General features: G+C 59.4%; 11 protein-coding genes. 3 read left to right on the top strand and 8 right to left on the bottom strand.

Translation table 11 applies throughout. The features are described 5' to 3' along the window. Positions 1 to 143 precede the first annotated feature (143 nt). Complete coding sequence (locus IV01_RS11535) at positions 144 to 1,529, bottom strand: heavy metal sensor histidine kinase (RefSeq protein ID WP_032628957.1); 1,386 nt, start codon at positions 1,527 to 1,529, stop codon at positions 144 to 146. Further along, positions 1,508 to 2,197 (bottom strand): heavy metal response regulator transcription factor, encoded by a 690-nt coding sequence (locus IV01_RS11540; RefSeq protein ID WP_032628956.1) that lies wholly within the window; start codon positions 2,195 to 2,197, stop codon positions 1,508 to 1,510. The genes IV01_RS11535 and IV01_RS11540 overlap by 22 nt, the downstream gene beginning before the upstream one ends. 229 nt (positions 2,198 to 2,426) lie before the next feature. On the opposite strand from IV01_RS11540, the gene IV01_RS11545 reads away from it, so the two are divergent. From IV01_RS11545 to IV01_RS11555, 3 genes are all read left to right on the top strand, one after another. Further along, positions 2,427 to 3,032, top strand: a complete 606-nt coding sequence (locus IV01_RS11545) for a hypothetical protein (RefSeq protein ID WP_032628954.1) — start codon at positions 2,427 to 2,429, stop codon at positions 3,030 to 3,032. Positions 3,033 to 3,171: 139 nt separating this feature from the next. Continuing rightward, positions 3,172 to 3,786, top strand: a complete 615-nt coding sequence (locus tag IV01_RS11550; RefSeq protein ID WP_032628953.1) for a cytochrome b/b6 domain-containing protein — start codon at positions 3,172 to 3,174, stop codon at positions 3,784 to 3,786. After that, entirely contained in the window at positions 3,779 to 4,561 is a 783-nt protein-coding gene (locus tag IV01_RS11555) for a molybdopterin-dependent oxidoreductase (protein ID WP_032628951.1), read from the top strand. The genes IV01_RS11550 and IV01_RS11555 overlap by 8 nt, the downstream gene beginning before the upstream one ends. 130 nt (positions 4,562 to 4,691) lie before the next feature. Here the strand turns inward: IV01_RS11555 and efeO (IV01_RS11560) are convergent, their stop codons facing one another. The 6 genes from efeO (IV01_RS11560) to IV01_RS11585 all read right to left on the bottom strand — a co-directional run bounded on the left by efeO (IV01_RS11560) (position 4,692) and on the right by IV01_RS11585 (position 12,348). Then, positions 4,692 to 5,510 carry an iron uptake system protein EfeO gene (efeO, locus tag IV01_RS11560; RefSeq protein ID WP_032628948.1) on the bottom strand — a complete coding sequence of 273 codons (819 nt, stop codon included), beginning with the start codon at positions 5,508 to 5,510 and terminating at the stop codon, positions 4,692 to 4,694. Between the two features lie 33 nt (positions 5,511 to 5,543). Then, positions 5,544 to 6,860 (bottom strand): iron uptake transporter deferrochelatase/peroxidase subunit, encoded by a 1,317-nt coding sequence (gene efeB, locus IV01_RS11565; protein WP_032628947.1) that lies wholly within the window; start codon positions 6,858 to 6,860, stop codon positions 5,544 to 5,546. A 181-nt stretch (positions 6,861 to 7,041) separates the two neighbouring features. Beyond that, entirely contained in the window at positions 7,042 to 8,250 is a 1,209-nt protein-coding gene (gene efeO, locus IV01_RS11570; RefSeq protein ID WP_032628946.1) for an iron uptake system protein EfeO, read from the bottom strand. A gap of 8 nt (positions 8,251 to 8,258) precedes the next feature. Further along, complete coding sequence (gene efeU / locus IV01_RS11575) at positions 8,259 to 9,113, bottom strand: iron uptake transporter permease EfeU (RefSeq protein ID WP_032628945.1); 855 nt, start codon at positions 9,111 to 9,113, stop codon at positions 8,259 to 8,261. Positions 9,114 to 9,572: 459 nt separating this feature from the next. Continuing rightward, positions 9,573 to 10,721, bottom strand: a complete 1,149-nt coding sequence (gene ampC / locus IV01_RS11580; RefSeq protein WP_050507637.1) for a class C beta-lactamase — start codon at positions 10,719 to 10,721, stop codon at positions 9,573 to 9,575. A 181-nt stretch (positions 10,722 to 10,902) separates the two neighbouring features. Then, positions 10,903 to 12,348, bottom strand: a complete 1,446-nt coding sequence (locus IV01_RS11585) for a SulP family inorganic anion transporter (protein WP_032628943.1) — start codon at positions 12,346 to 12,348, stop codon at positions 10,903 to 10,905. Between the last annotated feature and the right edge of the window lie 172 nt (positions 12,349 to 12,520).

Genomic DNA, 12,520 nt, shown 5'->3' with positions numbered 1-12,520 from the left:
CTGTAGGAGCGCGCTTGCCCGCGATGCGTTGAATCAGCGAAAAAAATTTGCTCTGACCTGACGCTATCGCGGGCAAGCGCGCTCCTACAGGGATCGTGTCTGTTGCGATACAGCGCGGCGTCCCCATGCCATTGGTGCAATGGTCAAACCGGGAACGCCAGGGTAAAGCAGATCGTCCCCGCCACCGGCTGCGCGACGCTCACCCGGCCATTGTGCAAATGCATGATTGCCGCGACGATGGCCAGGCCCAGGCCATTGGAGTCAGAGCTTTGGTGGCGTGACGCGTCGCCCCGGTAGAAACGGTCAAACAGTTTGCCCAGGGCTGACTCATCCAGCGGTTGGCCATGGTTTTCCACGTCCACCCGCCACTCACCATCCCGCTGATTGACCCGCACCTGAATCTCGCTGGCTTCGTCGGCATAACGAATGGCGTTGGCCACCAGATTGCTCAACGCTCGCCGCAATAGAATCGGGTCGGCCTTCAACGTCCCGTCGCCCGAGGTGCTGATGCTCAATTGACGCTCTTCAGCCGGCCCTTCGAAATAACCGGCCACTCGCTGCAACTCGTCCTGTAAACACAGCGGCTGACGTTCCAGCGCCGCCTGGGCTTCATCGGCACGGGCCAGAAACAGGATGCTTTCCACCAGCCGTGAGATGCGCTCCAGTTCTTCCAGATTCGACGCCAGCAACGCCTGGTATTCATCGGCGCTGCGAGTTTGGCGCAGTGCAACCTGACAGTGGCCCATCAACGAGCCCACAGGCGTGCGGATCTCGTGGGCCAGGTCAGCGGAAAACTGCGTCAGGCGCCGATAGCCATCATCCAGTCGCTCCAGCATGGCGTTCAGGGCATTGCCCAGTGGCTGCAATTCAATCGGTGCATCGTCGCTGTCGAGGCGGATATGCAAACGGGCCGGCGTGATGTTGGCGGCGTGGTCAGTCATGCGCAGCAAAGGGCGCAAGCCACGTCTTAGCAAGGCATAGCCGAGCAGGGCGGTGACGATGAATGCCAGGGCCACCGCGAAATAGATGCGCTGACGGAAGCTGGCCAGCATAGCCATTTCCTTGACCATCACGTGCGCGGCCTGCAAGCGCACCTCAACACCCCCGGATACCGCCAGCACCGAGGCCACCCGCAGCGGCACGCCTTGCAGACTCATGCCGCTGCGCAGGTCGGCGTCACGTAACGTGGCATCCGCCGCCACGGTGGGCGTTTCCGGCAGCGGTGCGCGTGATGGATTGACCGAAATCACCGGCGTCTTGCCCGGCTCGCCGATGATGAAGATGTCTTCTTCGCTGTCGAGCATGTTCTCGAACAGTTGCGGGCTGCCCTTGAGATGCTCGAGGGTCAGGTCGTAGCTGAGGAGTTTGCGAAAGTGATCGAGGCGCGCCAGTACTGCATGATCAGTGCGCTGCATCACCGAGCTTTTCATCGACTCGTACAGATACCAGCCCGCGCCCGCCACGGTAAACATGGCCACCAGAGCGAAAGCCAGGGTCGAGCGCAGTGTCAGGGAGTGTCGGGCGCGCATGGCCGCACCTCGCAGACGTAGCCGATGCCGCGCACGGTATGGATGAGTTTGACCGGGTAGGGCAGGTCGATTTTGCTGCGCAAGCGTTTGATGGCGACATCGACGACGTTGGTGTCGCTGTCGAAATTCATATCCCAGACCTCCGAAGCGATCTGCGCTCGGGACAGCACATCGCCCTCCCGGCGCAACAACAGATGCAGCAGGGCAAACTCCTTGTTGGTCAACACAATGACCTGTTGCTGGCGAGTCACCCGGCGGCGCAGCAGATCCAGCTCCAGGTCGGCCAGATGGAAGTGGTCGGCCTCGCGAACCACTCCCCGGCGCAGAATCGTGCGGATGCGCAGTAACAGCTCGGTGAAGGAGAACGGCTTGACCAGATAGTCGTCAGCCCCCAGTTCCAGGCCGCGAATCCGGTCCTGCAATTGATCCCGGGCGGTCAGGAACAGCACCGGCACATCCTGTCTGGCGCGCAGCACTTCAATGATCTGCCAGCCATCGATACCGGGCAGCATCACATCCAGGACGATCAGGTCGTAGCGGTTTTCCAGGGCCAAGTGCAGGCCATCGGTGCCGTGCTGGGTCCAGTCGACCTTGTAGCCGGATTCGCCGAGGCCCTTTTTCAGGTACTCGCCGGTCTTGGTGTCGTCTTCGATCAGCAGGATATGCATCGTTAAGCTCGGGCGCGGTACGCCGGCAGGGTGGCAAAAGTGCGGAGTGGGCCAAGTTTAACCAAGTGCTTGTGCGGTGTCGGTTACATCTTTGTCATTAAGGGCTTTACTGATCAGGGCACCCCAATGCAGTGGCGGCGTTTATGACAAAGATGTCATTCGCCGGTCATGGTCCAGTGCCGGTAACGGGGTGAATATGATTACGAATTCACCTGCCAAGGAATCACTCATGAAGACTGCATTGTCCACCACGTTCGGCCTGTTGCTGCTCAGCGCCGCTGTCATGACTCAGGCTGCCGACATGCCAGTGGTCAAACCGATGCGCGGCACGGTCGACAGCGTTCAGGCCGACACCTTGAACTACACCACCCGCAGCGGTCAGCACCAGAGCATCATGCTGACTGACAAAACCGGTATTCGACTGGTCTCCAAGGCCGATCTGGATTCGATCAAAGCGGACAGCTTTGTCGGTTCCGCCGCAATTCCACAAGCCGATGGCAGCTTGAAAGCCCTGGAAGTGACTGTATTTGAAGCCAGCCTCAAAGGCAGCGGCGAAGGTCACTACGGCTGGGAAAATGCCGACGGCACCACTGGCACCATGACTAACGGTACGGTGGGCAAACTGTCCAAGGCCAACGGCCGGACGCTGACCGTGTTGTACAAAGGCGGCGAGAAGCAACTGGTCGTTCCGCAGGATGTGCCGATTGCCTACGTTGAACCCGGCAAACGCGACGAGCTGAAAGCGGGTGCGAAGATCGTCCTGTTCCCGGCCGACGACGGCAAATCGGCTCGCGGTGTAGCTGTCGGCAAGGATGGTTTTACTCCGCCGATGTAAACGTGTGAGGCCATTCGCGAGCAAGCTCGCTCCCACAGGTTTAGCGTAGATCTGTGGGAGCGAGCTTGCTCGCGAAGGCGTCTGTTCATGCAATCAGGTCTGACAGGTGGCGCCTGACTGGCGATCACAGGAGAGCCCTATGAAAACCCGCACCATCCACCCCTGGCCCGTGCGCCTGACCCACTGGCTCAACGCCGCCGGCATGGTCGGCATGTTTATGAGCGGCTGGGCGATCTATAACGCGTCGCCGCTGTTCGGCTTCACCTTTCCCAAACAACTCACGCTGGGCGGTTGGCTCGGTGGCTCCATCGCTTGGCATTTTGCGGTGATGTGGCTGCTGGTGATCAACGGCCTGGCCTACGTGCTGTATGGCGTGTTCAGCCGCCATTTCAAGCGCGATCTGCTGCCTGTGCATGTCAGCGCCGTGAAACGCGACGTGGTGGACGCTTTGCGTTTTCGACTGGCCCATGAGCACGGGCGCTACAACTCGGTGCAGCGGTTGATGTACTGGCTGGTGTTGCTGATGGGCGTGCTGATCGTACTGTCCGGCCTGGCCATCTGGAAGCCGGTGCAGTTTCAGGAGCTGGCCAGTCTGTTGGGCGGCTATGACACTGCCCGCTATGTGCACTTTTCCGCGATGGCCGCCATTGGCGCGTTCGTCGTGGTGCACCTGGCGCTGGTTCTGATTGTGCCGCGCACACTGTTACCCATGATTACCGGGGGCAAGCGCACGCTTGAAGATGCTCATGAATAAGCCACTCTCTAACCGGGATCAGCGCCGCGAACAGCGCATCCGCCTGGAACCGGCACAGCAAACTCAATTGATCAATATTCAGCGCCGTTCCTTCCTGCGCGCCGGTCTGACCGTGGGGGCGATGTCGATGCTGACAGGCTGCAACCTGCAGGACGGCGATCAGGTCGACAAGGCACTGTGGGCCATGTCGCGCTGGAATGACCGAGTGCAGGCCTGGTTGTTCAGCGGCCAGAAACTCGCGCCGGTGTACAGCAAGGCGCAGCTGACCAATCCGTTCCCGTTCAATGCGTTTTACCCCGAGTACAACGTGCCGGAGGTGGATCTGTCCGATTACCGTCTGGGGGTTTCAGGGCTGGTGCGGGACAAGCAGGAGTGGACACTGGAAGGGCTACGCAAACTGCCTCAGCGTTCGGACATCACGCGCTTGATCTGTATTGAAGGCTGGAGCGCCATCGGCCAGTGGGGCGGGGTGCCGTTGCGGACTTTCCTGGAGCGCATCGGTGCCGACACCACGGCGAAATTCGTCGGCTTCAAGTGCGCCGACCGCTACTACTCAAGCTTGGACATGCCCACCGCGCTGCATCCGCAAACGCTGCTGGCGCTGGACTTCGGCGAGGTCGCCTTGCCGCCTGACTACGGTTACCCGCTGCGGGTGCGGGTACCGACCAAACTGGGCTTCAAGAACCCCAAACACATCGTCGAGATATTCGTGACCAACGAGAACCCCGGCGGATATTGGGAAGACCAGGGGTATAACTGGTTTAGCGGGATTTGAGGTTGGCAATGGCCCCGTAGGAGCGCGCTTGCCCGCGATGCGGTGTGTCGGGCGATATTTATCTATCGGCTGTACCAACGCCATCGCGGGCAAGCGCGCTCCTACAGGGGACTGCGCTTGCCTTCTGGACTCAGTTCAAACCCAACTTGCCACGCAAGGTGGACAGGTCTTCAGCCAGGGTGTTGACCGGGCCAATCAGTGCTTTACGGTCGTTTTCCTTCACTTTGTCATACGTCTCGAAACCGCCATCCTTGGTTTTGTACTTGGCCAGGATCTTGTCCACGGTGGCGAAGTTCTTGTCGACCTTGGCGGCGAAGACTTTGTCAGACTTCTCGATTTGCGGGCGGAACAGGTCGACGATTTTCTTCGCGCCGTCGATGTTGCCCTGGAAGTCGTAGAGGTCAGTGTGGCTGTAACGGTCTTCTTCACCGGAGATCTTGGTGGCTGCGACTTCTTCGAGCAGCGCAGCGGCACCGCCGACGACTTTCTCAGGCGGGAAGGTCAGGCCGGTCACACGGGCTTCCAGATCTTTCACATCAGCCATCAGCTTGTCAGCAATCGGGCCCTGATCCTTGGTGCTGTTCTGGGCGAACAGGGCGTATTCCAGGCGGTGGAAGCCGGTGAAATCTTCAGCGTTCACGCCTTTTTCGTGGTCATCGACGCGGGAGTCGATGGACGCGTCCAGGTCGCTGAAGAGCTCAGCCATCGGCTCGATTTCTTCGTAGAACACGCGGGTTGGTGCGTAGAGTTTCTTGGCCGTGGCCAGGTCACCTTTCTTCACTGCGTCGGTGAATTTCTGGGTGTGGCTGACCAGCTCACTGATCTGCTCGGACACATAGATTTTGTAATCCGACACCGGCCCTACCAGATCCAGCGGCGCGGTGGCGGCGAAGGCTGGGGTCTGGAGCAAACCAACGGTGAGCAGCAAAGCAAAAGGCAACTTTTTCATGGGACTCTTCCTGTTGAGGTGTCTGATAGCGGGTTAAACGGTTTTAGTGTCGGCGTTGGCCGAAGCCTGGAGCAGCGAGCGACCGATAAAATCCTGATCGTTGACCACCCCCGGCAAGGTGAAGAAGTAACCGCCGCCGATGGGCTTGAGGTATTCCTCCAGCGGCTCGCCATTGAGACGGGTCTGGACTGTGATGAAGCCTTTTTCCAGATCGGACTGGTAACAGATGAACAGCAGGCCCATGTCCAACTGGCCGTTCTTGTTCACTCCGTTGGAGTAATTGAACGGGCGGCGCAGGATCAGGTTGCGCTGGCTTTCAGCGGTGCGCGGGTTGGCCAGGCGGATGTGGGAATCCATTTTGGTTTTCTTGCCATGGGGGTCGGCCGCGTAGTTCGGGACGTCGGTTTCGACCTTGCCGTCCATGGGCGCGCCGGTGGTTTTGACCCGGCCGAAGATGGCTTCCTGTTCCTGCAGCGGTGTGCGGTCCCAGCGTTCGACGAAGTTGCGGATAATCCGCACTGCCTGGTAGCTGCCGTTGGCGGCCCAACTCGGCTCGTCGCTGCCCGGTTGTACCCACACCAGTTCGTTCATGGTTTTCTGGTTGTTGGAATCAGGGTTGGCCGAACCGTCACGAAAGCCAAGGAAGTTGCGCGCGCTTTCTGGTGGCTGGCCAGGTTTCTTCGGCGCTTGCGGCGGCACGGTGCCTTCTTGCTTCCAGCGCACCAGCAGCAGGTCCGGCAGGTTTTTCACGATGTCGCGCAGGGCGTGAATGTTGCTGTCGGCGGTGTTGGCGCAGAACTGGATGCTCAGATCGCCATGGCAGCAGTCGGCGTCCAGTGCGTCATTGGGGAAGCCGACCATGCGGCTCAGGCGCTTGGGTTTCACCGATTCCAGACCGAAGCGCTCGTCGAATAGCGACTCGCCCACCGAAACGGTGATGGTCAGATTGTCCGGGGTGACCACCGGGCCGAGGATGCCCGAATCCAGCGGCGGCAGTTTCGGATCGACCTGAGGCACGCTGCCGCCGGTCATCAGGAAGGCGATGCGTTCATTCAAGGTGCGGAACAGGCGCTCCAGATCTTCACGGTCAGCGGCCAGCACATCGAAGGCCACCAGCATGCCGGACGCCGGACGCGGGTTGACGATCCCGGTCTGGTGGATGCCGTGGAAGTCGTTATGGTCTTCGGTCTTTTCGCTTTTCGGCGCTTCAGTGACTTGCGCTGGTGCGGCGGCCAACACGTTGCCGCTCAGGCTGCTGCCTGCCAAAGCCGCACCGGCCGCGCCAAGGCCAAGCAGTACTCGGCGGCGCTGGGCTGATTGTGGGGCGTTGCTGGTATCTGAATCGTTCATGGCTTTTGGTCTTTCTCAAAGTCTGTGCGTATTAACCCGTGGGAGCGACCGGGGTGGCGCTCCACCTTGCTCGCGAATGCATTTGTTTGGCCACAGAAAACGGGACAGACGTAACGGCCTCTTCGCGAGCAAGCTCGCTCCCACAGGAATGCATTTCAATTCAGAGGATCGCGATCATTCATCAAAGCCCCGACAAACCCAGAGCCGCATCAATCCCATCCAGCGCATCGGCCAATGTCTTGGCCTTGTCGGCGATCAACTTGCGTTGTACTGCATCGACCTGATCGTAGGGGCGGTAGCCACTGTCGGTTTTCAGGCCATTGAGCTCAGTGTCCAGTCCGGCGCTGGCGGCATCGATTTTTTCCAGCAGCGGCCCTGAGCTCTTGCTCAACAATGGGCGCAGCAGGTCGATGACTTTGCGAGTGCCTTCCAGGTTGGCGGCGAAACCATTCAGGTCGTTGTGGCTGTAACGTTCCTCTTCGCCATTGCTGCGGATTTCCGCAAGGCTGCGCATGTTGCGTACAACAATGGCGGCCAGTTGCTCGGGGGCCATGTTCTGCGCCAGCAACTGTTGCTTGAGGGACGTGACATCGGTTTGCAAGCGCTGGGCGATGGGGTTCAGGCTTTCGACGCTGTGCTGATCGAACAGCCCATACTCGATGCGATGGAAGCCGCTGAAGGCCGCATCCTGCTCACGCTTTTCGTAATAGTCGGCGCGGGCGTTGATGGCGTTGTCCAGCTCAGCCAGACGCTGCGCAGCTGGGGCGATCCGCTGATACGCGGCGCGGGCAGGAACATAAGCGGCCTGTGCAGCATTAAGGTCGCCAGCCTCGATGGCTTGTTGCAACGCGGTCACGGCCTTGATCAGTGCCGAACCTTGCAGGCTCAGGTAAACCCGGTATTCAGATAGCGGGCCAATGAACGCCACCATCGACGGCCGCGCCTTGGCATTGGCTTCGGATTCTGCAGTCGGCGTGACATGCAGCGTGCCGCGCGGGTTGCTCAGTAATCCGCAGGTGATGGCGTAGTCGCCGGGTTGCAGATTGGCGTTGATCACCTGGCTCAGTCCGGGCGCGATGTTTTCCCGTTCTTCTATCACCAGCACACCGTCGAGGATTTCCCATTCAACGGCCCGCTCGGAGCGGTTGACGATGCGGAAGGCGTTTTTGCCGGCCGGCACCGTCAGGGCATTGGGTTCACAGGCATGGGCGTGAATGGTGACTACGGTTTCCGCGCTGTTGTTGGCGGCGCGCTTCTTCATGGCGGTCTGGGACGCGTAATAAAACAGCCCGCCTGCAGCGATCATGATCACCACGGAGCCCGCGACCGCCAATTGCAAGGCGCGGGGAGGCTTGGCTTTCTCTGAAAGCCGGTTAGGACGATTCGACATGGATGCCCTTATTCGTTCGTAGCTGAAGATGGGTGCGAGTGCGCCGGTCGGCTGGACTGACCCGCGTGCGGCATGAAGAACAATGCCAGCGCGAACAGCAGGTAAATCAGGTAAACGCTCAGCGTGCTGACGGTCGGCGCATCCTGATAACCAAACATGCCCGCCAGAACCGAACCGGTCGGCCCGTCCATCGGCAATGTGGCACTGATGTCGAAGACCACCGCTTGCAGGTGATTCCACACGCCGGCTTCATGCAGCGCTTGCACCGAGTTGGCGAGAATCCCGGCGGCAACCACCAGAATGAACAGCCCGGTCCAACGGAAGAACAGGCTCAGATTCAGGCGCATGCTGCCGCTGTAGATGGCGAAACCCACGGCGACCGCAAGGACCAGGCCGAGCAGGGCGCCCATCGGCGCACCGGCACCTTCGCTCTGCTGGAACACGGCGAGCAGGAAGAATACGGTCTCCAGACCTTCACGGGCCACGGCGAAAAACACCATGGCGATCAGCGCGTAGGTCTGGTTTTTCGAACCGGCGAGGGCGGCGTCCAGAGATTCATGCAGCGCATGCTTGATCGAGCGGGAGACCTTACGCATCCAGAACACCATGGAACTGAGGATCACCACGGCGACCAGTCCGACGATGCCTTCGAACAATTCCTGCTGCTTCTGGGGGAATTCGGCACTGACCAGTTCCAGACCACCACCGACGAACAGCGCCAGGGCAACGGCGAGGAACACCCCGATCCACACAGCGGGCATCCACTCGCCGCGACCGGTCTGTTTCAAATAACTGGCGATGATGCCAACGATAAGCGCGGCTTCAATCCCTTCGCGCAGCATGATCAAAAAAGGAACGAGCATGATTCACCAGGGTTAAATCGGAAATCTGATCTGCTTCGGAGCGGGGAAACGCGGGAGCATCCGAAACAATGTGTAACATAATGATACTCATTATTGAATGCGTATAGTTGTTTTTTTGTTTTGGATCAGATTCTCAATCGTGTTCAGGCGGGGTTCAGGTGGGGAGGTGTGTGCGTCATATGTCTGTGGGAGATTCTATGTTTGCTCGCAATCGGATGTGACGACGTGGGAGCGGCCGGGCGGCGTTCCGCTTTAGCCGGGAAGGCGGTATTTCTGGCGACCAATTATCAGTGATAGTAACGGCCTCTTCCCGGCTAAAGCCGGTCCCACGACATCGGCAATATCGAGCCACACCTGTGGGAGCGAGCTTGCTCGCGAAGAGGGCGTGACATTCGCCACGTTCTTCGCGCCTTCGAAATTGCCTTCGCATGCAAGCTTCCTCCAACAGGGATCTGGGCCTTAATCCAACTCGCTGAGGATCTGATACGCCAATTTAACCCGCGCTTCGTTCGGGTAATTCTTGTTGGCGAGGATGACGATGCCCAGTTTTTTCTGCGGGATGAACGCTATATAACCGCCGAAGCCATTGGTGGAGCCGGTCTTGTTGATCCAGGTGTTTTGCTGCGCAGCCAGCGGCGTAGTGATCGCCTGGGCGGGATGGGTTTCAAGAACCATTTTCGCCGAATTGCCCTCCAGCAGCGTCTCCAGTTTCACCGGGTAGGCATATTGCTCCCACACCAGATCCTGCGTAATGGCGCCTGCTTTGAAGTAAGCCACCTGCGTGTCGGCAACCGCTCGAGCCAGGGCGGTGTCGAGCTTGGCAGGGTTGATATTGGCTTCGACAAAGTGAATCAGGTCCTTGCTGCTGGTTTTCATGCCATAGGCTTCGTCACCGAGCACGCCACCGTTCAGCCGAACGGGCGCATCTTTTTTGTCGTACCCCTGTGCATACAGCGGCAGTTTATCCGCCGGTACATTCAGGTAGCTGTTGGTCAGCCGAAGCTTCGGATACAGCTGCTGTTGCATCGCCTCAACGAAGGGCATGTTCATGGCTTTGGCAGTGATCATCCCCAGCATGCCGATACTGGGGTTGGCGTAAGTTCGGGCAGTTCCAGGGGCGTATTCTGGCTGCCAGTTTTTCAGATAAGTCAGCAACTGTTCGTTGCTCTGTACCTCATCAGGCACCTGCAAAGGGAAGCCGCCAGCGGTGTGAGTGGCCAGATTCAGGAGTGTGACTTTGTCGAACGCCGTGCCTTTAAGCGCAGGCAAGTATTGGCCTGGATGATCGTTGAGCGAGAGCTGGCCATTGGCCTGGGCGTAGGTCGCCAATGTTGCGGTGAGGGTCTTGCTGATTGAGCCGACCTCGAACAGAGTGTCGTCGCTGACCTGTTTTGGAGCCTCTCTGGAGGTCACGCCAAAGTTATAAAAGAACTGATGCCCGTTGGCTGTGACCGCGATTGCCATGCCCGGAACCTTGTATTCCTGCATGACTTGCTCGGCGGCGGCGCGGGCTTTGGCCTCGATGTTCGGTGTTGGCTGAGTCGCCGAGGCGAGGAGGGGAAACGAGAAGCTGCAGGTCATGAGCAGCAGGCGTGAAATAGTCAGCATTGGATGTCCTTCAGTGTCTTTCTGAGCCCGGAAACTATCGCCGTGGGAGATCAACTCTCGACAAACGATTCATCACATCGCGTTTAGCGCTGATGACCAACCATCAGGCATCCGGTAGCGCGAATAGTACGGGCCCCGGAGGTTATGGCTACAACCAGAGTCGCGTCTTTGCCAGATCAGTTCAACCGTGCTGCACATCATTACGCTTGAGCAACTGTTTGCAGCGGTCCGACAGGTGTACCACGCGCAGATGCTTGCCCGCTTTGCTGTAGCGTTCGCGCAGGGTGGTCAGCGCCGATACCGCCGAGTAATCGACAAAGATCAGGTGGCGGCAGTCCAGGGTTGTGTGCGCCGGATCTTCCCCTGGGGTGAACTGATTCAGAAAGCGCGTGGTGGAGGCGAAAAATAGTGTGCCGTGTACGGTGTAGATTTTTTGACCATCCGCTTCGATATGACTGTCGGCGTACAGCTCACGGGCATGCTGCCAAGCGAAATTGAGCGCGGCGATGACAATGCCGAACATGACGGCGGTCGCCAGGTCAGTGAGTACGGTGACGATAGTGACGGCGATGATCGCCAGCAGGTCGTTGACCGGGACTTTGTGCAGAATCCGCAGCGAGGCCCAGGCGAACGTCTGTTGAGCGACCACGAACATCACGCCGACCAGTGCTGCCAACGGAATCTCTTCGATCAGTGGGGAAAGGAACAGCACAAACAGCAGAATCATCAGCCCCGCGACCACGCCGGACAGGCGACCTCGGCCACCGGAGCTGAGGTTGATCACCGTCTGGCCAATCATCGCGCAACCGCCCATGCCGCCGCAGGCACCGGACACCATATTGGAGACGCCCAACGCCACGCATTCACGGTCTGGATTGCCTCGGCTTTCGGTGATTTCGTCAGTCAGGTTCAGGGTCAGCAGGGTTTCCAGCAGGCCTACCAGCGCCATGAGGATGGCGTAGGGGGCGATGATGCGCAGGGTGTCAAAATTCCACGGGATATCCGGCAACGCCAGGGTCGGCAGGCCACCGGCGATGTGCGCCATGTCACCCAGTGTATGGGTGGGCAGATCCAGTAAATAGACCAGCAGCCCGACGCCGAGGATGGCGATCAGTGCTGGCGGCACCGCCCGGGTCAGGCGCGGCAACAGATAAACAATCGCCATGGTCAGCGCCACCAGCCCGAGCATCAGGTACAGCGGCTTGCCGGACAACCAGGCATCGCCCACCTTGAAGTGCTCCAGTTGCGCCATGGCAATGACAATTGCCAGTCCGTTGACGAAGCCCAGCATCACCGAATACGGAACCATGCGCACCAGCTTGCCCAGACGTAACACGCCAAACAGGATCATCAGCAAACCGCCCAACAGCACCGTGGCCAGCAGGTACTGCACCCCGTGTTGCACCACCAGCGCGACGATCACCACGGCCATGGACCCTGCGGCCCCGGAAATCATCCCCGGCCGACCGCCGAACAGCGCGGTCAGGGTGCAAATGACGAATGCTCCGTACAAACCCATTAAAGGATTGAGGTGAGCCACCAGCGCGAAGGCAATGCATTCCGGCACGAGGGCGAAAGCGGTGGTGAGGCCTGCCAGAACATCGGCGCGTATACGAGCTGGTTTCATGAACTACCTGACTGCGGGAAGCGTAAAAAGGAGGGGATGTTACTGAATGTGAGGGAGTACCGCGACCTAAAGTAGGCACATGACCCTGTGGGAGCGGCGCTTGCCCGCGATACAGGCGGCGTGGTTTATCAGGCACACCGTGTAATCGTTCATCGCGGGCAAGCACCGCTCC

This window comes from Pseudomonas syringae (genome assembly GCF_000737245.1).
In the GTDB taxonomy this organism is placed as follows: Bacteria; Pseudomonadota; Gammaproteobacteria; order Pseudomonadales; family Pseudomonadaceae; genus Aquipseudomonas; species Aquipseudomonas syringae_J.
The sequence above is the reverse complement of the archived record's forward strand: the minus strand, read 5'-3'. Positions and strand labels throughout refer to the sequence as shown.